At 63.1% G+C, this 22,410-nt stretch carries 25 protein-coding genes; 14 read left to right on the top strand and 11 right to left on the bottom strand.

The features are described 5' to 3' along the window. The first annotated feature begins 35 nt into the window (after positions 1-35). On the top strand, positions 36-503 hold the full coding sequence (locus ABRA89_RS00690; protein WP_349939528.1) for a metallophosphoesterase family protein: 468 nt from the start codon (positions 36-38) through the stop codon (positions 501-503). A gap of 90 nt (positions 504-593) precedes the next feature. Here the strand turns inward: ABRA89_RS00690 and ABRA89_RS00685 are convergent, their stop codons facing one another. From ABRA89_RS00685 to ABRA89_RS00670, 4 genes are all read right to left on the bottom strand, one after another. Beyond that, a complete protein-coding gene (locus ABRA89_RS00685; protein ID WP_349939527.1) occupies positions 594-722 on the bottom strand; it encodes a hypothetical protein in 129 nt (42 codons plus the stop codon). Between the two features lie 301 nt (positions 723-1,023). Further along, on the bottom strand, positions 1,024-2,037 hold the full coding sequence (gene murB, locus ABRA89_RS00680) for a UDP-N-acetylmuramate dehydrogenase (protein WP_349939526.1): 1,014 nt from the start codon (positions 2,035-2,037) through the stop codon (positions 1,024-1,026). After that, complete coding sequence (locus tag ABRA89_RS00675) at positions 2,024-2,557, bottom strand: group III truncated hemoglobin (RefSeq protein ID WP_349939525.1); 534 nt, start codon at positions 2,555-2,557, stop codon at positions 2,024-2,026. Before ABRA89_RS00675 ends, murB begins: the two co-directional genes overlap by 14 nt. A gap of 3 nt (positions 2,558-2,560) precedes the next feature. After that, entirely contained in the window at positions 2,561-3,157 is a 597-nt protein-coding gene (locus tag ABRA89_RS00670; protein WP_349939524.1) for a helix-turn-helix transcriptional regulator, read from the bottom strand. 156 nt (positions 3,158-3,313) lie between these two features. Here ABRA89_RS00670 and ABRA89_RS00665 point away from each other — a divergent pair, with 156 nt between their 5' ends. The 4 genes from ABRA89_RS00665 to ABRA89_RS00650 all read left to right on the top strand — a co-directional run bounded on the left by ABRA89_RS00665 (position 3,314) and on the right by ABRA89_RS00650 (position 5,948). Then, positions 3,314-3,916: a superoxide dismutase gene (locus ABRA89_RS00665; RefSeq protein ID WP_349939523.1), complete on the top strand. Its 603-nt coding sequence runs from the start codon at positions 3,314-3,316 to the stop codon at positions 3,914-3,916. Between the two features lie 164 nt (positions 3,917-4,080). Then, on the top strand, positions 4,081-4,623 hold the full coding sequence (locus ABRA89_RS00660; protein ID WP_349939522.1) for a flavin reductase family protein: 543 nt from the start codon (positions 4,081-4,083) through the stop codon (positions 4,621-4,623). A gap of 240 nt (positions 4,624-4,863) precedes the next feature. Beyond that, a complete protein-coding gene (locus ABRA89_RS00655) occupies positions 4,864-4,992 on the top strand; it encodes a hypothetical protein (protein ID WP_349939521.1) in 129 nt (42 codons plus the stop codon). A gap of 194 nt (positions 4,993-5,186) precedes the next feature. Then, complete coding sequence (locus ABRA89_RS00650) at positions 5,187-5,948, top strand: pirin family protein (RefSeq protein WP_349939520.1); 762 nt, start codon at positions 5,187-5,189, stop codon at positions 5,946-5,948. A gap of 199 nt (positions 5,949-6,147) precedes the next feature. Here ABRA89_RS00650 and ABRA89_RS00645 read toward each other — a convergent pair whose 3' ends face one another. After that, positions 6,148-7,062, bottom strand: coding sequence for a siderophore ABC transporter substrate-binding protein (locus ABRA89_RS00645; protein ID WP_463671240.1), 915 nt, complete (start codon positions 7,060-7,062; stop codon positions 6,148-6,150). Between the two features lie 359 nt (positions 7,063-7,421). Here ABRA89_RS00645 and ABRA89_RS00640 point away from each other — a divergent pair, with 359 nt between their 5' ends. From ABRA89_RS00640 to ABRA89_RS00615, 6 genes are read left to right on the top strand one after another with little or no spacing between them, the layout of a single operon-like run. Next, positions 7,422-7,889: a hypothetical protein gene (locus ABRA89_RS00640; protein WP_349939518.1), complete on the top strand. Its 468-nt coding sequence runs from the start codon at positions 7,422-7,424 to the stop codon at positions 7,887-7,889. A gap of 57 nt (positions 7,890-7,946) precedes the next feature. After that, positions 7,947-8,669, top strand: a complete 723-nt coding sequence (locus ABRA89_RS00635) for a MotA/TolQ/ExbB proton channel family protein (RefSeq protein ID WP_349939517.1) — start codon at positions 7,947-7,949, stop codon at positions 8,667-8,669. Between the two features lie 46 nt (positions 8,670-8,715). Next, complete coding sequence (locus tag ABRA89_RS00630; protein WP_463671226.1) at positions 8,716-9,060, top strand: ExbD/TolR family protein; 345 nt, start codon at positions 8,716-8,718, stop codon at positions 9,058-9,060. Between the two features lie 24 nt (positions 9,061-9,084). After that, complete coding sequence (locus ABRA89_RS00625) at positions 9,085-9,528, top strand: ExbD/TolR family protein (protein ID WP_349939515.1); 444 nt, start codon at positions 9,085-9,087, stop codon at positions 9,526-9,528. A gap of 3 nt (positions 9,529-9,531) precedes the next feature. Further along, positions 9,532-10,545: a cell envelope integrity protein TolA gene (gene tolA / locus ABRA89_RS00620; protein ID WP_349939514.1), complete on the top strand. Its 1,014-nt coding sequence runs from the start codon at positions 9,532-9,534 to the stop codon at positions 10,543-10,545. Beyond that, a complete protein-coding gene (locus tag ABRA89_RS00615) occupies positions 10,545-11,330 on the top strand; it encodes a (2Fe-2S)-binding protein (protein WP_349939513.1) in 786 nt (261 codons plus the stop codon). Before tolA ends, ABRA89_RS00615 begins: the two co-directional genes overlap by 1 nt. Positions 11,331-11,398: 68 nt before the next feature. Here ABRA89_RS00615 and ABRA89_RS00610 read toward each other — a convergent pair whose 3' ends face one another. Next, the gene (locus tag ABRA89_RS00610; RefSeq protein ID WP_349939512.1) at positions 11,399-13,168 is read right to left on the bottom strand and encodes an ABC transporter ATP-binding protein; all 1,770 of its coding nucleotides are present in this window, start codon (positions 13,166-13,168) and stop codon (positions 11,399-11,401) included. A gap of 476 nt (positions 13,169-13,644) precedes the next feature. On the opposite strand from ABRA89_RS00610, the gene ABRA89_RS00605 reads away from it, so the two are divergent. From ABRA89_RS00605 to rirA, 3 genes are all read left to right on the top strand, one after another. After that, a complete protein-coding gene (locus ABRA89_RS00605) occupies positions 13,645-13,803 on the top strand; it encodes a hypothetical protein (protein ID WP_349939511.1) in 159 nt (52 codons plus the stop codon). 41 nt (positions 13,804-13,844) lie between these two features. Then, positions 13,845-14,177 carry a hypothetical protein gene (locus ABRA89_RS00600; RefSeq protein ID WP_349939510.1) on the top strand — a complete coding sequence of 111 codons (333 nt, stop codon included), beginning with the start codon at positions 13,845-13,847 and terminating at the stop codon, positions 14,175-14,177. A 488-nt stretch (positions 14,178-14,665) separates the two neighbouring features. Then, positions 14,666-15,115 (top strand): iron-responsive transcriptional regulator RirA, encoded by a 450-nt coding sequence (rirA, locus tag ABRA89_RS00595; protein ID WP_349939509.1) that lies wholly within the window; start codon positions 14,666-14,668, stop codon positions 15,113-15,115. Between the two features lie 42 nt (positions 15,116-15,157). Here rirA and ABRA89_RS00590 read toward each other — a convergent pair whose 3' ends face one another. The 5 genes from ABRA89_RS00590 to yghU all read right to left on the bottom strand — a co-directional run bounded on the left by ABRA89_RS00590 (position 15,158) and on the right by yghU (position 22,382). Next, on the bottom strand, positions 15,158-16,153 hold the full coding sequence (locus ABRA89_RS00590; RefSeq protein WP_349939508.1) for an NADPH:quinone oxidoreductase family protein: 996 nt from the start codon (positions 16,151-16,153) through the stop codon (positions 15,158-15,160). A 26-nt stretch (positions 16,154-16,179) separates the two neighbouring features. Then, positions 16,180-18,408, bottom strand: a complete 2,229-nt coding sequence (scpA, locus tag ABRA89_RS00585; RefSeq protein WP_349939507.1) for a methylmalonyl-CoA mutase — start codon at positions 18,406-18,408, stop codon at positions 16,180-16,182. 141 nt (positions 18,409-18,549) lie between these two features. Further along, positions 18,550-20,553 (bottom strand): acetyl-CoA carboxylase biotin carboxylase subunit, encoded by a 2,004-nt coding sequence (accC, locus tag ABRA89_RS00580; RefSeq protein ID WP_349939506.1) that lies wholly within the window; start codon positions 20,551-20,553, stop codon positions 18,550-18,552. Positions 20,554-20,558: 5 nt separating this feature from the next. Continuing rightward, on the bottom strand, positions 20,559-21,104 hold the full coding sequence (locus tag ABRA89_RS00575) for an RNA 2'-phosphotransferase (protein WP_349939505.1): 546 nt from the start codon (positions 21,102-21,104) through the stop codon (positions 20,559-20,561). Between the two features lie 360 nt (positions 21,105-21,464). Further along, entirely contained in the window at positions 21,465-22,382 is a 918-nt protein-coding gene (yghU, locus tag ABRA89_RS00565) for a glutathione-dependent disulfide-bond oxidoreductase (protein ID WP_349939504.1), read from the bottom strand. Between the last annotated feature and the right edge of the window lie 28 nt (positions 22,383-22,410).

Genomic DNA, 22,410 nt, shown 5'->3' with positions numbered 1-22,410 from the left:
TCGACGGCCAGGATCATGACACGGGGTCGGGCACGGTGAGCGAAACATCGGTTATCGGGGTCATTTCGGATACGCACGGCCTGTTGCGCCCCGAAGCCATAGAGATGCTCGAAGGGGTGTCACACATCATCCATGCCGGCGACATCGGCAAACCGGATATCGTCACGCGCCTTGCCGAGATCGCGCCGGTCACGGCCATTCGCGGCAATATCGACCATGCGGACTGGGCGCAGGACTTTCCGGAAACGGCATGCGTTGAACTGCTGGACCGGCGCATCTTCATCATCCACGACCGAAACGATCTCACGTTCGACCCCGCCGATGAAGGGCATGACGTCGTGATCTCGGGCCATTCCCATCGACCCGGCACCGAGATTGTCGATGGCCTTCTCTATCTGAATCCGGGCAGCGCCGGCCCCAGACGCTTCCGGCTTCCCATAACGCTCGCTACCCTCCGAATGGAAGGGAACTCGCTCTCCGCGACCATCCACGAGATAGCGTGAGGACGCTTGTTGCCAGCTACAAATGAGAAAACGGCGGCCTCCGAAGTGATCGCCGTCAAAATCAGTCCGCGAGATTGAATTGGCTCTGGGTCAGGCCGCCATGTCGGTGTGGTCCTGCAAGCCATAGCTGCCGAAGGAATTCACCGTGTCGCCGATCTCATCCTCATTGAGGAGGTTCGGGCCGCCGATGAGCAGCGGCATGTCGTGTAGTCCGAGCAACGGATGTCCATGCCGCCAGCCCGGCCGGGGATATCTCGGCCCATGAAGATGTTGCCGCTGATCGAGAGATTGGGCGGGGAGACCGAAACCTGATGGATGGTCGAGATACCGCGCTCGCAGAGATCCGTCTATGAGGCGAGGTTTACCGGGTCGTCAGCGGGGACGATGTCGCCGCCGGTCTTCGTTGCCGTCCCATTCTTCGAGGGCTATAGCCTCAGCATAGCATGTCGCTTCAGGCGAGTACTTTTGGACACCGGCGTCGCCTGCAGACAAATGGCAAGCGCCTGAGGCGCGCTGAACATCAACGGATATCCAGCGGCTCCTGCTGCAGCGTGACGCCGTGGCGCTTCTCAACTGCGGTCCTGATCGTCTTGGAGAGGTTGTCGATGTCGTGCGCATCGGCGTGACCGTGATTGACGATGATCAGGGCATGGTTCTCGTAGACGCCCGCATCACCGACCCGGTGGCCCTTCAGGCCGCAACTCTCGATGAGCCAACCGGCCGAGAGTTTCACCGTGCCGTCGGCTTGCGGATATTTCGGCACCCCCTCGATGCCGTCGGCAACCGCCTGCGATACGACGGGATTGTGGAAGAAGGACCCGGCGTTTCCGATGATCCGCCAGTCCGGCAGCTTGCTGCCGCGAAGGGCGAGGACACGCTGCATGACGGTGTTCGGGTCGGCGGTTCCGGTGAGGCTGTCGAGACCGGCATAGCCGAGGATCGGCTGCCAGTCTCCGGGCAGCCGGAACGTCACTTCGACGATGACGAAGCGGCCGGGATTGTCCTTGAAGACGCTCTGGCGATAGCGGAAACGGCAATCCTGCTTGCGAAAGACGCGCAGTTGTTTTTCCACCCGGTCGAAGGCGGTCAGAGCCTCGAAGCGATCGGCGAGTTCGACGCCGTAGGCACCGATGTTCTGCACCGGCGCGGCGCCTACCGTTCCGGGAATGCCGGCAAGATTTTCCAGCCCGCCAAAGCCCTGTTCGACGCTCCATTCGACGAAGTGGGGCCAGTCCTCGCCGGCTTGCGCGGTGAGGTGGATGCTGCCGTCGTCCTGTCTTTCGAACCTACGCCCTTTTGTCGCGAGGACGGCGACCACGGCCTCGATCTTGGGCCCCAGGACGACATTGCTCCCTCCGCCAAGCACCACGAGTGGAAGCCCCGAATCTTCAGCGAAACGGACGAGCGGTTCGATCTCGTCCACCGTCTGCACAAGAGAACCATACCGCGCGTGAGCCGCCAGTCCGAGCGTATTGCGGCGCGTGAGGTCGAAGTCCGCCTCCGCTCCCACAGTCTTCGGATCAGCGCTGATCATTCGCTCGTCTTTCTCGGGACCGTGTTGAACTGTCCGTCCCAACGCCGCCGGCGTCGAGATGCTCCCGCTCTAATGGCTGCAGGTGAAGAATATCCTCACCACGGCGCATCTTGATGTTGATGCGGAACGAGTTGGCGATCCGCTCAGAGCGTTCGATAAAGGCACCCGCGACGCTTGGCGGGCAGGTCTCTTCGACAGTCGCCCTGAAAAGCGCGAGCCAGCGGCGGAAATGCGCGTCGTCCAGTTCGGGGATCGCCAGATGCTTTGGCATCGGCCGGCCGTCGTAACGGCCTGTGCCGAGAAAGGACGAACTCCAGAAGTCGGCGATCGTGTCGAGATGATGATGCCAGTCCTCGTCCGGTACGACGCGCCTGAAGATCGGCCCAAGGAGATCGTCCTCGCGCGCGGCCGCATAGAACCGCGAAACCACGCGGCGGATCAACGTCTCGTCGAGGCCGGGCAGAGAGCGGGTCGGAACGGTACCCGCAGCACGCGCTGCGGTGAGGCGTGACGTCGCCAAGGCTCAGGCCTCCCGTATGACATAGCTGCAGCGGCGCCCACCGCCGACGATGTGCTCGGTCCGATCCACCGCGACGGTTGGGCCAAGCAACGCCTTGAAGATTTGCAGTTCGGCCCGGCAAAAACCCTGGCAGGACGAAGCCGCGGCGCAGATCGGACAATGGTTCTCGATGAGGAGCAGCGAGCCGTCGTCGCGCTCTTCCCACTCGGCCATATAGCCCTCGGCGGAGCGCAGTTCGGCGAGCGCTGCGACGCGGTCTCCCAGGCGCTCGCGCTGTTCCATCACTGGCTGGTAGGTCATGAGTGTGGCGGCTTCACGCGTGGCGATGACGCTGTTCAGCGCCTCCTCGCCGAGCGTCGAACGGATGCTGTCGAGGAGCTCCACGGTCAGCGCGGCATGCGTGTCGGGAAAGCGCGTCTGCGAGGCCTCTGTCAGCTCCCAGTTCTGCGTCGGGCGGCCACGGCCGGCCGGCGTGCTCGTCGCGGCGACAAGCCCTTCATCACCGAGCCGCACGAGCTGCTGGCGCGCGGCTTCAGCCGTCGTGCCGAGCTTGCGCCCCAGTGCCGCCGCGGTCATCGCCCCGTGCATCTTGAGGGTCATCAGAATCCGGTCCGATGGCTTTCGGGTGGCGTGCACAGAATTTTCCAAGAGATTGCTTGACATATTCCTTGCGACGTTTTTCAAAGCTTCTACTTGGAAAATAATCGTCCCATCGCTTCGACGCAAGCGCCGGGGCCTGAAAACAGGAGATTTCCCATGGCTTTCGAACTTCCCGCCCTCCCCTATGCCCATTCGGCTCTCGCCGCCCGTGGCATGAGCCAGGAGACACTCGAACTCCACCACGACAAGCACCATCAGGCCTATGTCACGGCGCTCAACGGCTTCGTCGACAAGAACGACGACCTGAAGGGCAAATCGCTGGAAGAGATCATCGCATTGGTGAAGGACGATGCGGACCGTTCCGGGGTCTTCAACCAGGCCGGCCAACACTGGAACCACATCCACTTCTGGAACGCGCTCTCGCCGAAAGGTGGCCGGCTGCCGGGCAAGCTCGAAGCCAAGATCACGGAAGACTTCGGCTCGGTCGAGGCCTTCAAGCAGGCCTTCAAGACGGCGGCCACCAGTCAGTTCGGCTCGGGCTGGGCCTGGCTCGTGCTCGGAACGGATGGCAAGCTGAAGGCGACCAAGTCTGCCAACGGGTCAAACCCGATCGCGACCGGCGAAGGCAAGCCACTTCTCGGGCTCGATGTCTGGGAGCACAGCTACTACGTCGACTTCCGTAACCGTCGTCCTGACTATGTGACTAACTTCCTCGACAATCTCGCCAATTACGAGTTCGCCGAAGCCAATCTCGGCTGAGGCGAGCCTGGCCGCAATCCGCTGGGGCGGTCCTTCGTTGTAAACCCCGACGAAGGCCGTGCCGGTGGCATGCTGCGGCCGACAGCGGCGGGCCCCTCGAAGAGTCCCGCCGACAAAGGTAGCGCGACATGCGCTGCCACAATCGAAAGCCGGGAGCGTTACTCGTGAGAGTATCCGAAAACGATCTGCGATCGGACCTGATGCGTCTGCAAACGCCCCTGCGGCCGGTCGTCGACAAAGCCCGCTATCGCGACGCCATGGCCTCCCTCGGCGCGACCGTCGGCCTTGCGACGGTGCGATCGGGCGGCGAGCGCCTGGGCCGGACGGTCACATCTTTCTTCTCCCTATCGGTCGAACCGCCCACGATCCTGATCTCGCTCGACCGGACAAGTCAGCTCGCCAAACGTGTCGGGACCATCGGCGGCTTTTCCTTCGCCATGCTCGCCGAAGACCAGAGCGGCATCGCGAACGCCTTTGCCGGTTTCGGCGATCCCCAAAGACGCTTCGAGAATGGTCGATGGAATGCCTGGAAATCCGGCCATCCCAAGCTCGAGAACGCTCTCGTCGCCATGGATTGCGAGGTGATCGGTGCGATCGAAACACCGAGTCACTGGCTCCTCGCCGGCTGCGTCGTCGACATCGAGACCGCGACCGATCGCGCTCCGTTGCTCTGGCACCGCCGGCAATATGGAGCGCTTGCATCCTGACACAGGCGCTGCATCGGCGAGGCAACCCGCCAGCCGCACTGCCGGCCGTAGTGCCAACTAAGCATTCATGCGGCACGACACTTCGATCGAGGAAAACGGGATGACCAGGCCAGATTGGCGAAATCTCTATGACGGGCGCTCGCCGCGTTCTTCGTCCTCGGCGATTCGATCAATCTCTTTCCGCCGGAAGCGATCGTCGAGGATTAGCGTCACTACGGCTATCGGGACGGGTTTTATGGTATGACCAGTCTTTTGGAACTGACGGCAGCCCTTCTGATCGCTGTTCCGAAAACACGACTTTTCGCCACCGCTCTTGCGGCTACGCTGATGGCGGCTGCGGCCGCAACGGTGATCGTGCATGGCGAATAGGCCCACGCCGCCATTCTTCTGGCGGTCCTCCTTTTGATCCCCGTCAATGCCGGCTATCGCGCCGTCACGCCATTTGAGCACCCGTTCACCGGCAGAGAGGACCGCGCGAAGGCGAATAATTAGGCAGGGCGGATTAATCGAAAAAGCTACCGCTTTGCTGGCCCCACTCCGTTTCGTCCGAGAAAGATCACATCATGCAGATCCTGCGCGCATCGCAGCGCATCACCTTCACGATGGGCCCCTTTCGCATCGAGCGGGTGAGACCGGGTTTGATCGCCGGCGCCTCGACGGACCCTGCCTTCGGACCGCTCGCGTCCTTCGACCACGCCAGTCTCGATGTCGGGACGGTCATTCCGATGCATAAGCACGTCAACGACGAGATCCTCAGCTACATGTGGCGCGGCGCCATGCTGCACGCGGACAGGACCGGCCATAAGATCCCGATTTCGGCGACCAAGCTGATGATGATGAATGCCGGGAAGAGCTTCTGGCACGAGGAGCGAACGCCCGACGAGCCCGTCGAAATGCTTCAGATCTTCGTGCGGCCCCGCGATGCCGATTTATCGCCCGAGATCGCCTTCTTCGACCGGCCGGAGGGAACGCCGAGGTGTGAGTGGAGCCATGTCGCCGGGCCGGAGGGAAGCGAGGCTCCGCTGACCTTTCGAAACGCGGTTCACGTCTTCGACACGCGCCTCGATGCGGGAGACGAGATCGAAGTTCTCACAATGCCGGGCCTCTCGCCGTTTCTCTATGTTCTGGACGGCGCGATCGGGACCGGCGGCGAAGCGCTCGGCAAGGGAGATGGTGTCGGCGCTGTGGACGGCGCCCTGCCGCAGCTCACTGCGAACGAGGCTACATCCCTCGTTCTCTTCCTCGTCGATCGCCAAGCATCCTCGTCCATGGCGGGAACGATCAGCGGGCGGAGAGATCGCCAGCACCGACCATCAGGCTCATGACGGCGAGACAGAGAAGCCCGAGCCTTCCCGCCAAAAGGATCGAGCGATGGGTAACTGTGATCCGGTGAAAATTCTAAGGCGGAGGCGACGGACCGGGTTCGCGGAATATTGGCGGGCGGCCGGACCAGTGAAAGCGAGCGAGGCACGCGATCCCCATCGCATGCCTCGCTCCAGCGCCCCGCTCCGCTGTAACCGCCGTCTACGATCCTTTTTTCGCCAAGGCCTCGCTCAACTGATCGACCGCGCTCCGCATCGCGCGCAGGCCCGAGGCCGCCAGATACCAGTCACCCGGATCGAGATAGACGACCTGCCCCTTCGACCACGCCTTCGTGCCGTGCACGAGCTCGTTGTCGAGCAGTGCCGCGGCGGAACCCCGACCGACCGCCGCATCGCGGTCGATGACGAAGAGCCAGTCCGGATCGGTCTTGGCGATGTATTCGAACGAGACCGCCTCGCCGTGGTCGCCCTTCCCGAAGCCCGTATCGGCGGGCGCGATACCATAGGCATCGTGCAGCACGCCGAAGCGGGAGCCAGGCCCGAAGGCGCTGATCTTGTCGCCGGTCGTCAATAGGATGAGCCCAGTACCGGCATCTTTCGCCTCGCTTTTCAGCTCTTCGATCGAGGCGCGAAGTTCGGCAATCTTGGTCTCAGCCTCTTTCTGGCGACCGAAGATTTCCGCCAGAACTTCGGCGCGGTCGAATGCGCTTTCGACGAAATTGTCCGCGTCTACGGTCATGTCGATGGTCGGCGCGATGCTCGACAAGGCTTTTGTCTTCCCCATCGAGCGCCCGCCCGTCACGATAAGGTCCGGCTGCAGCGCCTTGACCGCTTCGAGATCGGGCTCGAACAGCGTGCCCGCTTTTTCCGTCCCATCCTCGCCGAACTTTGCGAGCGTCTCCGGGAAAGGTGCGTCAGGCACGCCGTCTATGCCGACGCCGAGCGCATCCAGCGTATCGAGGGACGCCAGATCGTAGACGATGACGGTTTTGGGATCTTTCGGAACGCTCGTCTCACCCTGATTGGTCTGAACTGTCAGGGTTTCGGCATCGCCGGAGTTCTGGGCGAACGCCGGTGCGGCGAAGCTGAAAGCCCCAAGGAGCACGAGGGCGGCCATCGGAGTGCGGCCGAAAACGGCTGGGCGTGCGGAAAAGGTCATGACGATCCTTATGGGATGGCACCCGAAGGGAGCGAGTACCGGGACATGACTGCATGAACTCGATTCTTTTTGTCAAATATCTGACTTGCCTTCGAGGTCGTGGTCCGCAAAAGTGAGAGCCGAGTTACTCCAACCGGCAGTTTAGAATACTCCAAAAACAGAGACTAGAATGCTTCTAAGGTCAAATCCGAGTGAAACGGGAGGTCATTTGCCGTCATGACGCTCGGATAACGAGAGTAATCTGCGCCAATAACTTGACTTCAATAATCTTATTTATGTACGGCGTGGGAAACGCCAACCGCTTCTCAGGACATCGAATGCCGATCTCATACCGCCTGCGCTGCGCCGCCGCCTTCGCAAGCCTTGCCGCTCTCATCATTTCCGGTCCGTCGCTCGCGCAGGAAAAAGCGGCCGACGCCGCATCTGCCGCAGAGAAACAGGCCTTTTCGATCGAGCTCAATCGCGCCGTCCCAACCGATAACGGCTGTCGGCTCGGCTTCGTCACGACGAACAAGCTTGGTACCGATCTCTCCAAGGCGGCCTTCGAAATCGTGCTTTTCAATCCAGAGGGCCTGATCGAGCGCCTGCTCGTTCTCGATTTCGGCACCATGCCGGAAGGCCGTACGAAGGTGCGCGAGTTCAATCTGTCGGGCTCGTCCTGCGACAAGATCGACCGGGTTCTCGTCAACGACGTTTCCGCCTGCGAGGGCGAGGGTGTGACCAACGAGACCTGCGCCTCGGCACTCTCGGCCAGCTCGCGGGGCGAGATCACCTTCGGCCTCTGATTCAGCCCGTCCCATACGGGCGGCGTCTTTTCGGTTTTATTCGAGCGTTTTGATCCAATGAATGCTTCCCTGCTGCTTCAGCCCATTACCGATATCTACGAGCTCGGTGGCTTCGTCGTCGTCATTCTGGCCGTCCTGTCGGTGGTCGCCTTTGCCGTCGTTATCCTCAAGCTCTGGCAGTTTTCCCGCGAGGGCGTCGGCCGCCGGCGGGGGAGCAATAGGGCGATCGAAGCCTGGGTTAGCGGTGACAATGCCGGCGCGCTGAAGGCGGCAGAAAGCGGACGCGGACCGGTCTCCGGTGTCGTCGCTTCGGCCATTCGCGGTTCGATGACGTCCTCGCTGGCGCGTCAGACCGTCGAGGAAGATGTCCAGCGGATCGCGACCGAGCGGCTCCATTCGCTCGGCTCCGGCCTTCGACTGCTGGAAGCGATCGCGCAGATCGCGCCGCTGCTCGGCCTCTTCGGCACCGTGCTCGGCATGATCGAGGCCTTTCAGGCGATGCAGAGCGCTGGCTCCGATATCGACCCCTCCCAGCTTGCCGGCGGCATCTGGGTGGCCCTCCTGACGACGGCTGTCGGCCTTGCCGTCGCAATGCCCGCCCAGCTGCTTACGACTTGGTTCGACGGGCGCATCGAGAACGAGCGCGTCGCGATGGAAACCGCGATCGCCGCGATCTTCACCCGCCGCGTCACCGATCGCGCGGTAGACGCCAAGCCGCGCGCGGCTGCATCGGAACGCGCCGCGCCGTCCACTCAGGCCGGCCTCGCGCCGGGCGAGTGACGCCATGCGCATCGCGGCGAAACGGGCACGACGCGCAGGCCTGTCGATGACGTCGCTGATCGACGTGATCTTCCTGCTGCTCCTCTTCTTCATGCTGACCTCGACCTTCGTACGCCACCAGCAGGTCGATATCGCAGCCCCCGCGCCCGAGGGCGCGAGCGGCGGCTCGGTGCCGGACGTCCTGCTTCGTGCGCAAGCCGAAGGGGCGATCTCCATCAACGGCGAGACCATCGAGCAGAACGGCCTCGTCGCCCATCTGACCGGCCTGCGCGAGGCCGGCGGCGAGAAGCTTCTCATCAAGGTCGACGAGGGCGCGGACAGCCAGACGCTGGTGGGGGCGGTCGAAGCAGCCCGGCGCGCCGGCTTCGCCGCGATTTCCGTCGCGGATTGACGTAAAAGGTTCGGATACCGTCCCATGAAGCTCACCCGCCCCGTCAAACGCCGCGGCCAGGACCCGACGATAGCGCTCATCAACATCGTCTTCCTGATGCTGATCTTCTTCCTGCTCGCCGGTACGATCGCCACGCAAACCGACGGCGATATCCAGTTGATCCGCACCAGCGAGGCAGAACGCACGCGTCCGCCGGCGGAGCCCGTCGGCATCACGGCTGATGGCGGGCTTCTCTACGGCGGTCAGACGCTGAGCGAGGAGGCGCTCCTCGCGATGCTCGCTGAGACCCGTGCCGCGCCGGTCCCTGCTGGCGAATCCGACGGCGCGGATGCGCAGGTCGCGGGCGAACCGGTTGCGGTCACCGCCGATCGCGCGCTTCCCGCGACGGACCTGATCGCCTTACTGCGCGCCATGCGAAAGGCGGGCTTCGAGGCCCGGATCGTCACCCGTTCAGGCGGGAGCCTTTAAGCCATGGCCCTTTCCCGCCGCGCAATGACTTCGGCCCTCGTATTCTCCTTCGCCATCCATGGAGGCGTCGCGCTCTGGCTGGCCTCCGCTGCCAGCAACGAGGAGCCGGCAATGATGGAGGGCGGGCCGGGCCTCGAAATGGCGGTCTCCGGCGACCCCTTCGATGCGCTAGCCGAGGGCGAGGAGACGAGCGAGGCGGAAACCGCGACCGCGGCCGAAACCACAGAGACCGTGGAAGCGGAGACATCCGAAGTCACCGAGCCGGTCGAGATGGCCGAAGCGGTCGAGGAAGCGCCGCCCGAGACGATGGTCGCCGAAACGGCGCCGGACGTACAGCCCGAGGCCGTGGAAACAGTCACCGAGAACCCCACCGAAACGGCGGAGATGTCTGAAGAGGCGGAGGTCGCAGCCATCGAACCGGAGGCGACGAGCTTCGCCACGGTCACCGAGACGGTGGAAGCGATGCCGGCGCAGCCGGACAACGTGCCCCAGCCGACACGCCGGCCGAATCCGCCGCCACGCCGCGTCGCCCAGGATCCGCCGGAGAGATCGAAGGCACGGCAGGAGCAGGCCAAGCCACAGAAAAAGAAACAGGCACAGAGGGCAGAGCGCACAAAGGCACGCAGCGGCAATAAGGGCCGCCAGCAGGCGAATGCGCAACGCGGCTCACGCGAGAGCGGCCGCGCGGCACGAAGTGGCGGCGGTCGTTCCGGCGTCAACTCCTCGCAGGCGCGCTCGAACTATTCCGGTCAGGTGCTCGCCCGCATCCGCCGCGCGCAGCGCTATCCGGCATCGGCGCGGCGCCAGCGCGCGCAAGGCACAGCGACGGTCTCCTTCACCGTGACGGCGCGCGGCGGGGCTTCGGGCATCCGCCTCGTCCGGTCATCCGGCAACCGACTGATCGACCAGGCAGCCGTGGACACCGTGCGCCGGGCGTCGCCCTTCCCGCCGATCCCCCGCGAAGCCGGGCGGAATTCGATGAGCTTTTCGGTTCCGATCCGCTTCCAAATGCGCTGATGGGGTTTGTCGAAGCAGATAACGGTCTCGTCACAACGCCGAATGCGGGTGAGGGGAACGCCCTGCGGAGCGACTTCCTCAAGCTTGCGGAATTCGCCGCACCGACCGGCTTGCAGGAGCTCGAAGCACTCGCGGTGTCCGCGACGGGATCGCCAGAAGCAGGCGACACCCTGGCACGCCGGCTCGGCCCCGCCGCTCTGACGAAAGCCTGCATGAAGCAGAGGGCGCTGGGTGCCCCCTCCAACAAGATCGCCCATGCGCAGTTACACCGCGCGCTTTCCCGTTCCATCCTCTCGGCGGTCGCGACGCTCTGGCTCATCCGCGGTGAAGTCCCCGCGGGATCGGCGCATGAAAGTGTTCGGCTCGCCGATCGCCCGAAGGAGGCCCGGCGGCCCATCGCTCATTTCGCAGCGGTTCGACCCGGCAGCATCTCCGATTGTCGCGCATTGGTGGGGTTGACCATCGACGTCCTGAACACGATCAGCCTGCCGAAGGCCACCATCGCCCCCTCGCTCCTGGCAAGCAACAATGCGATCGGCCTCGCCGCGCCTTTTCTCGTCCTGCGCCGCCATGGCGCGCCGGAAGAGCCCGTGCGCGTAGGACTCATGCGGTTCATGGAAGCGATCGCACCCGATCTCGCTCCCGCAATCGGCTGGCGTCACATCGATCTGAGCGATGCCGGCGAGCCGAACGGCGTCGCCATGCGCCCGGTTCGCGAGACCTGTTGCCTGAAATACACCTGCGTCAGCCGCCGCTTCTGCGGCACCTGCCCGAAGCGTGTGTGAGACGGACGAAGCTGCCTGAAGCTACTCCCAAGAGGCCTGCCGTCAGCGGGAGCCTTCGCTCCGCCCACTCAGGCGAGGCTCAGCCGCGCCTTGCCCTTGGCTGCGACGAAGTCCGAATTCCAGTCGAGATCGGACTGCGCCTCGACGAGCTTCGCATAGGCGCCGCCCTTTGCCATCAAATCGGCATGTGAGCCGGTCTCCACGATCTCGCCGCCCTCGACGAAGCAGATGCGGTCGGCATGGCGGATGGTCGAGAGGCGGTGGGCGATGACGAGGCTGGTGCGGCCTTTCGAAAGCTCGGCGAGCGCCGCCTGGATCTGCCGCTCTGTCGCCGTGTCGAGCGCCGAGGTGGCCTCGTCTAGAATGAGGATCGCCGGGTCCTTCAGGAACATGCGGGCGATCGACAGCCGTTGCTTCTGGCCGCCCGAGAGCTTCACGCCCCGCTCGCCGACGATCGTGTCGAGGCCGTTGGGGAGCGCGGCGACAGTCGCCTCCAGCGAGGCCCGGCGCATCGCCGAAACGATCTCTTCTTCGCTCGCATCGAGCCGGCCATAGGCGATGTTCTCGCGCACCGTTCCGCCGAAGAGGAAGACATCCTGCTGGACGACGCCGACATGCTCGCGCAGCGAGGCGAGCGTCATATCGCGGATATCCGTGCCGTCGATACGGATCGCGCCGCCCGAGACATCGTAGAAGCGCGGCAGGAGGGCGCAGATTGTCGTCTTGCCGGCTCCCGAGGGGCCGACAAATGCGATCGTCTCACCAGGCTTCGCCGCAAAGTTTACATCCTTCAGTACCGGCAGGCCGTTGCCGTAGGCAAAGCGCACATGGTCGAAGGCGACCGCGCCCCGAACGGTTTTCATATCGACCGCTCCCGGCCGATCCTCGATCTCGGGCTCGGTATCGAGGAATTCGCAATAGCGGCGGAAGCCGGCAATGCCCTTCGGATAGGTCTCCAGCACCGCAGCGATCTTCTCCACCGGGCGGAAGAACACCCCGACCAGCAGAAGGAAGCCGACGAAGCCGCCATTGGTGAGGTCGCCGGCGATGACGAAATAGGTGCCCGCCACCATGACGATCACCTGGGTGAGCCGCATGGAAAAGTAGTTCAGCGACTGCGACCAGGACATGATCTTGTAGGCGTCGAGCTTGCGGCGGCGATATTCGGCGTTGTTGCGCGAAAACAGCCGCCGCTCGTAATGCTCGTTGCCGAAGGCTTGCACCACGCGGATGCCGCCGACATTCTCCTCGATCCGCGCATTGAAGTCGCCGATCGAGGCATAGATCGCGCGCCAGGTCGCTGTCATGCGCGCCCCGTAGCGGGTCGTGAGCCATGCCCCGACCGGCACGATGACGCCGGTAATCAACGCCAGCTCGACATGCACGAAGAGCATGAGCAGGAACGCCCCGATGAAGGTCATCACCGCAATGAAGAGATCTTCCGGCCCGTGATGGGCGATTTCACCGATCTCTTCGAGATCCTTGGTGAGGCGGCCGACGAGGTGGCCGGTCTTGACGTTGTCGAAATAGCCGAAGGAGAGCTTCTGCAGGTGGTCGAAGGCCCGCCTGCGCATCTCCGTCTCGATATTGATCCCCAGCATATGACCCCAATAGGTCACGATCGCCATCAGTCCGGTGTTGAGGAGATAGATCACGAGGAGCCCGACCGTCGCGGCGACGATCCACGGCCAGTTTCCGCCCGGCAGAAGATCATCGACGAAGACCTTGACGGCGATCGGAAAGCCGAGCTCGAGAAGCCCGGCCAGCACCGCGCAGCCGAAATCGAGAAGGAACAGCCCCTTATAGGGCTGGTAGTAAGCAAAGAAGCGTCGAAGCATAGGGCTGGCGAATTCCATCGCGGCGGGGCGGCGGGCGAACCGGGCGGCAAGGCCCGAACCATCGTATCGTGCGGACCTGATCAGGTTTATAAACGAAAAGGACCTCCGAGCGAGGCCGATACGACGCAATTGAGTGGTCCGCGCTCAGGGCACTTCTATGACCGGCCGGAAATGACAGCGACGATGCAATACGCTGCGTTATCTCTAATGCGTTCATGCAAGCCGCTCCAGCTCATGCGCTTCAAGCTTGGTACGCAAAACCTTCGAATAAACGAAAGCTCAGAGCGCTCGCTTTCAATTGACATCAGCAACGGCCCAGGCCTGCCGATGGCACGAACGCTGCGAATATCATATGCGATGAATGCTCACTTCTCTCTGGTACTCCTCCGGCTTCAATGCAGCGGAGCAACAGCCCCGGATATCACGCGATCCCGAGCTCCAATTGAATTTGACTATGATAGTCATGTTTCTATTCGATGGCCGCGGCAAACGCCAGAGAAAATGGCGCGGTCCTTCGTTACGAGATCCTCGGCTTCGCCAATCGGGTCGATGGCGACGCCTATGAGGACGACGACGGCTTCGAGGTGGACGGCACCGGCCCGGGTCTACTGAGCGGTCTCGGCAAGACCGCCTAGAAAGCCTGACGACGCCCGAACACGCGCTCTTCAGCGATCTGGTGACTTCCTATGACGGCGATGGGGAGAGCTTCAACGGAACGGTCGCCAACGAATTCCACGTCTCGATGGGCTCAGTGAATGCGGGCTTCGCCAGCATCAAGAAAGAGATCGACGGCTCCAGAGCGGACGCCTTTTACGGCACTTACTTCACCGCGCCTCTCGGCGATGTCTTCACCCTGGCGGCAGTCCAGCGGATCGACCGTTACAGGCTGACCTGCGGCGCCGATGCAGAATTCGCCCTCGATGAAGACCCGCCGGCAGGTGGCGGTATCGACGGTGATGCGACCCGGTCGCTCGAAGGCTACACCGTGGTCAACGCCGTCATGGAGTAAAACCCGAATGAGTTCGAGAACCTCACCCTCAAGGCCAAGGCCGACGACATCTTCGACGAGACCTATTCCGGCCGCTCGCTACGGCCAGGAATTCTCCTCGGTCGAGCCTCCGAGAAGTCCGGGCCGTTCGTTCGGCTTTTCGGCCCGGCTCGAATTCTAAGCCCGCCACTGGATCGCTTCCCGTCAGTTCTTCTAGGGATCGTCGCGGCCGAACAGGGCTCTCATACGGCCCAGCCCTCTGCGCAGGATGGGCGAGGCCAAATTTTTCGCATTAAAAGCCCATCAGGCACCCAATCCCGATCGGCGGGGCCAGGATCGCAACGGACGGTCATGGCGCAGCCGAAAAACGGACGATGTTACGCGGCAAAACGTGCCACCGCTCTGCTCGTTTTCCTTTTTGCGGCAAATCGACACGCGCTGGGCCCTTTCCTTCACTCTGGAAGCGTTCTAAATTGGAGAGAGCAGCTCTTGTTTAGACGGGACCGTCCATGCGCCTTACGCGGCAGACGAATTACGCGATCCGGATTCTGATGTATCTGGCGGTCAACAAAGATCGGCTCAGCCGGCTCGGCGAGATCGCCAGATCCTATTCCGCTCCCGAACCCTTCATGTTCAAGATCCTGAACCCGCTGGTCTCGGCCGGTTTCGTGGAGACGGTTCGAGGCCGCAATGGCGGTATCCGGCTGGCGCGGGAGGCTTCCGAGATCAATCTGCGCGAGGTCGTGGAGCTGACGGAAGAAAGCTTCCTGATGGCCGAGTGCTTCGAGGCGGGCGCCGACTGCCCGCTGATCTTCAGCTGCGAACTGAACTCCGCCCTTCGTCAGGCGCTGGAGGCGTTTCTCTCCACCCTCGGCCGCTATACCATCGCCGATCTCACAAAGAACAAGGGCTATCTGCACCGGACGCTGGGAATTGCAGAGACCGGAGCAGCCGCCTGAACAAGCGGCCGATAAGGTTCCGAACCTAAGTCCGACAAGCAATCACCGCACGACCACAACCTTGCCGATAACGCCGCGCGAGCCGAGAGCCGCGATTGCATCGGCGCCTTCTGCCAAAGAGTAGGTCGCGTGGATGCGCGGCTTGATCGCGCCGGTCCGGGCAAATTCGATGAGGCGGTCCATCGCCTTGTGATGGGCATCGAGATCGCGGGACACCGCCTCACCCCAGAAGACGCCGCGAATATCGCAGCTCTTCAGAAGCGGGAGATTGAGCGGGATCGAGGCGATGCCGGCGGGAAAGCCGACCACGAGATGGCGGCCACCCCAGCGCAGGGACCGCAGCGCCGGCTCGCTGTAGGCGCCGCCAACGATATCGACGACGATGTCAGGCCCCTTACCGCCGAAGGCAGACTTGAACGCCTTGCCAAGGCTTTTGGAAGCCTCCTTGTCGATCTCGCCCTTGGGATAGACAATACCGTCTTCCGCGCCATGCTCGACCGTGATCGCGACCTTCTCCTCAGAAGAAGCCGCGGCGACGACGCGCGCACCGAGAGCCTTGCCTAGTTCGACGGCGGCGAGCCCGACGCCGCCGGCTGCACCCAGCACGAGAACGTTTTCTCCCGGCTTGCAATCGCCCCGCTCCGTCAGAGCATAGAGGGCAGTGCCGTAGGTCATCTGGAGTGCTGCCGCGGTCTCGAACGGCATATCGTCTGGAAAGCGATGGCAGAACCCGGCCTTCACGCAGACGCTCTCGGCCATCATGCCGTAGAGAGGCACCGCCATCACGCGATCGCCAATCGAAAATCCCTCGACATCGGAGCCGATCGCCTCCACCGTTCCGGCAATCTCGCTGCCTGGTGCGAAGGGCCGCTCGGGCCGGATCTGATACCGGTCCTCGATGATCAGCATGTCGGGATAGTTGACGCCCACCGCTTCCATGCGGATGCGGATTTCATCTGCCGCCGGTTCCGGCGTGTCGATCTCGACCAGCCGCAGGGATTGCGGCCCGCCGGGCGTTTCGCTCAACAGGGCTCTCATCTCGGCTCCTTCCCGTGGACTTGCGGTTACGCCTGCCTGCGCGAGCCGTCCTTCGTCTGCTCCCGCAGCGGCACGCGCGTGTTACGGCGCTCGCCCTGGATGATGCCAAGGAGAGAGCGGCCGGCGTCTAGGACATTGGTGCCGGGGCCGAAGACTTCGGCGACACCGGCCTCGAAAAGGGGCTCGTAATCGCGTGCCGGGATGACGCCGCCGCAGACGACCTGGATGTCTTCGCTGCCGATCGTCTTCAGCTCCTCGATGAGCTGCGGCACGAGGGTCAGATGGCCGGCGGCGAGGGTCGAGACGCCGACGACGTCGACGCCGAGTTCCGATGCACGTTTCGCGGCATCCTGCGGGGTCGCGAAGAGATCGGACAGTTCCACGTCGAAGCCGAGATCGGAAAAGGCCGAGGCGATGACCTTGGCGCCGCGATCATGCCCGTCCTGGCCGAGCTTTGCGACGAGCACCTTGGGGGTTTTTCCGGTCGTCTCGACGTGTTCGGCGATGCGCTTCTTCAGAACGTCGTATTCCGGGTCGCCCTCATAGGCATCGGCATAGACGCCCTTGTTGAGGGTATGGGTCGCCACGTGCCGGCCTCCGAAACCCTGTTCCATGGCGGTTGAGATTTCGCCGAGGGACGCGCGCTTGCGGGCGGCTTCCACTGCCGCTTCCAGAAGATTGCCCTCGCCGGAGCGGGCGAGGTCTTCGAGCTTGGAGAGCGCCGCCTCGCATTCGGTCTTCGAGCGTGTGCGTCGAACCTCTTTCAGGCGCTTGATCTGGCTCTTGCGCACATCCTCGGTGTCGACGACGAGGAAGTCGATCGCGTCCTCGTTCTCCAGCCGGTAGCGGTTGACGCCGACCACCACGTCCTCGCCGCGATCGATGCGGGCCTGCCGGGCGGCGGCGGACTCTTCGATGCGCGACTTCGGAATGCCGGCCCCGACGGCCTTGGTCATGCCACCGGCCTGCTCGATCTCCTCGATCAGCTCCAGTGCCTTGTCGGCAAGGTCCTTCGTCAGTGCCTCTACGTAATAAGACCCGCCGAGCGGATCGACCGTGCGGGTGACGCCGGTCTCGTGCTGGAGGATGAGCTGGGTGTTGCGGGCGATGCGGGCGGAGAAATCCGTCGGCAGGGCGATCGCCTCGTCGAAGCCGTTGGTGTGCAGCGACTGGGTGCCGCCAAGCACCGCCGACAGCGCCTCGTAAGCCGTGCGGACGATGTTGTTGTAGGGGTCCTGTTCGGTGAGCGATACGCCCGAGGTCTGGCAGTGGGTGCGCAGCATCTTGGAGCGGTCGTCCGTCGCGCCGAAATCCTCCATGATCTTCGCCCACAGCATCCGGGCGGCGCGGAGTTTCGCGACCTCCTTGAAGAAGTCCATGCCGATGCAGAAGAAGAAGGAGAGGCGCGGTGCGAACCGGTCCACGTCGAGCCCGCGCGCCATGGCGGCCCGGACATATTCCATACCGTCAGCCAGCGTGTAGGCGAGCTCCTGCGCGGTCGTCGCTCCGGCCTCCTGCATGTGATAGCCGGAGATCGAGATCGAGTTGAACTTCGGCATCTCGGCAGCCGTATAGGCGATGATGTCCGCGACGATCCGCATCGATGGCTCGGGCGGATAGATATAGGTGTTGCGGACCATGAACTCCTTCAGGATATCGTTCTGGATGGTCCCGGTGAGCTTTGTCTTTTCGACGCCCTGTTCTTCCGCCGCGACGATGAACATCGCGAGGGTCGGGATGACCGCGCCGTTCATGGTCATCGAGACGCTCATCTGATCGAGAGGAATCTCGTCGAAGAGGATCTTCATGTCCTCGACGCTGTCGATCGCGACGCCCGCTTTGCCCACATCGCCGGAAACGCGCGGATGATCGGAATCATAGCCGCGATGGGTGGCGAGATCGAAGGCGACGGAGAGGCCCTTCTGCCCGGCCGCAAGATTGCGCCGATAGAAGGCGTTGGATTCCTCCGCCGTCGAGAAGCCGGCATATTGGCGGATCGTCCAGGGCTGGCCGGCATACATGGTGGCGCGCGGCCCCCGCATGAACGGCGCGACGCCAGGCAGGGCCTCACCGACACCTTCGGGCAGGTCGTCCGGGCCGTAGAGCGGCTTGATCGTCAGCCCGTCCGGCGTCTTGGTCGACAGATCGAGGATGTCGCGGCCCTTCAGCTCCTTTTTCGCGATCTCCTCCCAGGAGGGCGCATCGCTGGCGGGAGCCGCGTTGAGGTCAAGATCGGTTGCCGCTTTGTCGTCCATGTCGCTCGAACTCCTCCGTTCGAAAGCCGATTGAGAGCAAGGTCGCATTCGACGGTATCGAATGTCTCGCTCAAAATGATCGTGTCGCGTCGCGCCGGCAAAGAACTGGTGCCAGCGGCCCTTACCGCCGCGCCTTCTCTTCTACTCGAACTCCATGATCACGTCGTCCACCGCTAGGCTGTCGCCTTCGGAGACCGCGACCTTCGAGACCGTGCCGCTGCGCTCGGCTCTTAGCACGTTTTCCATCTTCATGGCTTCGATCACCGCGAGGATCTGGCCCTCGTGAACCTGATCGCCCTCCTTGGCCGAGAGCGTCATGACGACGGCGGGCATTGGCGAGATCAGGAATTTCGAAAGGTCCGGCGGCAGCTTTTCCGGCATCAGTTTGGCGAGCGGCGCGACATGCGGCGGGTAGACCTTCAGCGCGACGTCAAAGCCTGCGCCGCGCAGCCGGTAGCCCGAGGTGATCGGATTGACCCGGTGGATGCTCGTGCGGCCACCAAAGGTTAGTTCGGCTGTAATCGCGCCGGGCTGCCACGCGATCTCGGCCTCGACCGGCTCTGCGCCGTCCACCGAGATGCCTGCCTCGGTGATCGAGACTGTGCGCTCGCCCTCGCCGAGGGGCACCATCACCACCCGGGTAAAGCCCTCCTGTTGCGGCAGCAGGCTTTCGAGCCGCTGGCCGCTCGCATCCCTCGGCAGGCGCGTCGCGCGCTGGGCCATCAGCGTCGCGGCAACCGCCATGCGAGTGAAGGTCTCGGCGTCCGGCTCGACGTTCTCGAACCCGTCCGGATATTCCTCGGCGATGAAGCCAGTGGAAATCTCGCCGGACTGCCAGCGCGGATGGCGCATGATGGCCGAGAGGAACGGCACATTGTGCTCGATCCCGTCGACGACGAAGGCGTCGAGCGCATCCGACATCGCGGCCACCGCCTTATCGCGCGTCTCACCCCAGGTACAGAGCTTGGCGATCATCGGGTCGTAGAACATCGAGATCATCGAGCCTTCGGTGACGCCGGTGTCGTTGCGGATGATCGTGCCGTCCGCCGCCTTGCCCTCTTCGGGCGGGCGGTAGCGGGTGAGCCGGCCGGTGGAGGGCAGGAAGCCGCGATAGGGGTTTTCCGCATAGATGCGGGACTCGATCGCCCAGCCCTTGATGCCGATGTCGCCCTGGGTGAGCGACAGCTTTTCGCCGGCCGCGACCCTGATCATCTCTTCGACGAGATCGACGCCGGTGATCAGCTCCGTCACCGGATGCTCCACCTGAAGCCGGGTGTTCATTTCGAGGAAGTAGAAATTGCGGTTCTTGTCGACGATGAACTCGACCGTGCCGGCACTCTGGTAGTCGACGGCTTTCGCCAGCGCCACCGCCTGCTCGCCCATCTTGCGGCGGGTGTCCTCGTCGAGGAAGGGAGACGGCGCCTCCTCGATCACCTTCTGGTTGCGCCGCTGGATCGAGCATTCCCGCTCGTTCAGATAGATGCAGTTGCCATGGGCGTCGGCGAGAACCTGAATCTCGATATGCCGGGGCTCCTCAACGAACTTCTCGATGAAGATGCGGTCGTCGCCGAAGGAGGACGCGGCCTCGGATTTCGAACGCGCGAAGCCTTCCTTGGCCTCCTCGTCGTTCCAGGCGATGCGCATGCCCTTGCCGCCGCCGCCGGCCGACGCCTTGATCATCACCGGATAGCCGATTTCGGCGGCGATCCTGGCGGCTTCCTCGGCATCCCCGATCAGGCCCATATGGCCGGGCACGGTGGAAACGCCCGCGTTCGCCGCGATCTCCTTGGAGGTTATCTTGTCGCCCATCGCCTTGATGGCCTTGGGCTTCGGCCCGATGAAGGTGATGCCTGCCGCTTCCAGCGCCTCGCAGAACTTCGCGTTCTCCGACAGGAAGCCGTAGCCCGGATGGACGGCCTCCGCCCCGGTCTCCTTGCAGGCCGCGATAATCCTGTCAGCGACCAGATAGGACTGGTTCGCCTGCGCCGGTCCGATATGCACTGCCTCGTCCGCCATCCGCGTATGGACGGCATCGCGATCGGCATCCGAATAGACCGCCACGGTGGCGATCCCCATCTCCTTGGCGGTCTTCATGACCCGGCAGGCGATCTCGCCCCGGTTGGCGATGAGGATTTTACTGAACACTGAAATCAACCTCTAGGCGAAAGAACTTCAAGATATGCGGGCGGCACGGCGTCCGTCAGCCAGACGCCGTTGTCAGCCCGAAAAAAACGATGACCGTCAGCCTGCATACGCTTGGCGTCGACTGCTAGGACAACCGGCTTGCCGTGACGCATACCGACCTTCACCGCCGTCTCTTCATCAGACGACAGATGGACCTGCTGGCGGCTTTGTGGAGCCAGACCTTCAGCCAAGATGACATCGAGGACCCGAGTTGCGGTACCGTGATATAGCACGTCGAGGGGCTCGACTGGTTCGAGGCCGAGCGCAACCGTCACCGAATGCCCCTGCGCCGCTCGTATGTGTCGGCCATCATCTGAAAGCGTAAAGCGCTTTTTGTCGCTAGTTGCCACGATCTGCTTCAGCGTCTCTTCGTCGAGCTGTTTACCTGCCGCTCGCGCCTTCGAGATCAATTCGTCCACTCCAACCCAGCCGCCTTCGCCCAGCGTCAGACCGATAGTGTCTGGCGCATGACGCAGGATGTAGGACAGGAACTTACTGGTTTCTTTAGACATCGATGATCTTGCTTCGTGTTGGCCAATCTTTTGACCGGGTAACCGGCGGTCTTTCTGGTTGAAACAGAGGTGATCTAACGGTTATACTTCCAGCACCTCCTGAAAAACCTCGGGGTTCGTCTTACGGGCGATGGTTTCGTCGATGCGCAGCAGGGCTTCGTATTATTGCGGGTCGAATGGATGCTCGACGGGCACAATCTCTCGGTTGAAGAGCCAGAAGAGGCGACCCGCATCGAGATTGCCGCTCGATCACCGTCGTCGTGCCGTTCGGATTGGCGCGACAAAGCGCGAACTGTAAGCCGCTCCCCGGCAATCCCGAAGGACTGCCGGGGTAGCCAGTCATCTCGGGGCAGTCAGCCACTATTCGCCGTCCCCGATCTTGTCCTGCGTCTTCGTCTCGAAGTCCGAGGCGTCGTGGCGCTCGTGGAGCTGGGTCGAGGGATCGCCGGTCGTGGAATTGACCATCGAGCCGCGCTTGGCGGCCTCGCGCGCGCCGATCTGCTTCCGCCAGCGCTGAAGATGCTCGTATTCGTCGACGGCGAGGAAGGTGCCGGCATCGTCATAGGCACCGTGGGCCGCAAGGCGTCCGTACCAAGGCCAGATCGCCATGTCCGCGATCGTGTAGTCGCTGCCCGCGATATATTCGTTCTCCTTCAACTGCTTGTCGAGAAGATCGAGCTGGCGCTTCACCTCCATCGCGAAGCGGTCGATGGCATATTCGATCTTCATCGGCGCATAGGCGTAGAAATGGCCGAAGCCGCCGCCGAGGAACGGGCCCGCGCCCATCTGCCAGAACAGCCAGTTGAGCGTTTCGGTACGTCCGCGTAGGTCGCTCGGAAGGAAGGCGCCGAACTTTTCGGCGAGGTAGAGAAGGATCGAGCCGGATTCGAAGAGGCGCACCGGGTCGTCGCCGCCTTTCGGCTTGTGATCCATCATCGCCGGGATCTTGGAATTCGGATTGATCGACACGAAGCCGGAACCGAACTGGTCGCCCTTGTGGATGCGGATCAGCCAGGCGTCGTATTCTGCGTCCGCATGCCCGGCGGCGAGAAGCTCCTCCAGCATCATCGTCACCTTGACGCCGTTGGGCGTGCCCATGGAATAGAGCTGCAACGGGTGCTTGCCGACCGGTAGCTCCTTTTCATCCCGCGCACCGGCGGTCGGCCGGTTGATCGAGGCGAAGGTGCCGCCGGATTCGACGTCCGGGTTCCAGACCTTTGCCGGCACATAGCCTGCGGGAAGGTTCTTTTCGGGTGGAAACTTGGTTTCGTCGGCCATATCGATTGGGACCTGTCTTCGTTCGAAT

It is taken from the genome of Fulvimarina thalattae, assembly GCF_040239565.1.
Taxonomy (GTDB): Bacteria; Pseudomonadota; Alphaproteobacteria; order Rhizobiales; family Rhizobiaceae; genus Fulvimarina.
The sequence above is the reverse complement of the archived record's forward strand: the minus strand, read 5'-3'. Positions and strand labels throughout refer to the sequence as shown.

Coding starts and splice junctions, on each gene's coding strand:
- murB (WP_349939526.1), bottom strand. CDS start 2,037: ATGATCAGCGCTGATCCGAAGACTGTGGGAGCGGAGGCGGACTTCGAC.
- ABRA89_RS00670 (WP_349939524.1), bottom strand. CDS start 3,157: ATGACCCTCAAGATGCACGGGGCGATGACCGCGGCGGCACTGGGGCGC.
- ABRA89_RS00665 (WP_349939523.1), top strand. CDS start 3,314: ATGGCTTTCGAACTTCCCGCCCTCCCCTATGCCCATTCGGCTCTCGCC.
- ABRA89_RS00655 (WP_349939521.1), top strand. CDS start 4,864: ATGACCAGTCTTTTGGAACTGACGGCAGCCCTTCTGATCGCTGTTCCG.
- ABRA89_RS00650 (WP_349939520.1), top strand. CDS start 5,187: ATGCAGATCCTGCGCGCATCGCAGCGCATCACCTTCACGATGGGCCCC.
- ABRA89_RS00645 (WP_463671240.1), bottom strand. CDS start 7,062: ATGGCCGCCCTCGTGCTCCTTGGGGCTTTCAGCTTCGCCGCACCGGCG.
- ABRA89_RS00640 (WP_349939518.1), top strand. CDS start 7,422: ATGCCGATCTCATACCGCCTGCGCTGCGCCGCCGCCTTCGCAAGCCTT.
- ABRA89_RS00635 (WP_349939517.1), top strand. CDS start 7,947: ATGAATGCTTCCCTGCTGCTTCAGCCCATTACCGATATCTACGAGCTC.
- ABRA89_RS00630 (WP_463671226.1), top strand. CDS start 8,716: ATGACGTCGCTGATCGACGTGATCTTCCTGCTGCTCCTCTTCTTCATG.
- ABRA89_RS00625 (WP_349939515.1), top strand. CDS start 9,085: ATGAAGCTCACCCGCCCCGTCAAACGCCGCGGCCAGGACCCGACGATA.
- tolA (WP_349939514.1), top strand. CDS start 9,532: ATGGCCCTTTCCCGCCGCGCAATGACTTCGGCCCTCGTATTCTCCTTC.
- ABRA89_RS00615 (WP_349939513.1), top strand. CDS start 10,545: ATGGGGTTTGTCGAAGCAGATAACGGTCTCGTCACAACGCCGAATGCG.
- ABRA89_RS00610 (WP_349939512.1), bottom strand. CDS start 13,168: ATGCTTCGACGCTTCTTTGCTTACTACCAGCCCTATAAGGGGCTGTTC.
- ABRA89_RS00605 (WP_349939511.1), top strand. CDS start 13,645: ATGGCCGCGGCAAACGCCAGAGAAAATGGCGCGGTCCTTCGTTACGAG.
- rirA (WP_349939509.1), top strand. CDS start 14,666: ATGCGCCTTACGCGGCAGACGAATTACGCGATCCGGATTCTGATGTAT.
- ABRA89_RS00590 (WP_349939508.1), bottom strand. CDS start 16,153: ATGAGAGCCCTGTTGAGCGAAACGCCCGGCGGGCCGCAATCCCTGCGG.
- scpA (WP_349939507.1), bottom strand. CDS start 18,408: ATGGACGACAAAGCGGCAACCGATCTTGACCTCAACGCGGCTCCCGCC.
- ABRA89_RS00575 (WP_349939505.1), bottom strand. CDS start 21,104: ATGTCTAAAGAAACCAGTAAGTTCCTGTCCTACATCCTGCGTCATGCG.
- yghU (WP_349939504.1), bottom strand. CDS start 22,382: ATGGCCGACGAAACCAAGTTTCCACCCGAAAAGAACCTTCCCGCAGGC.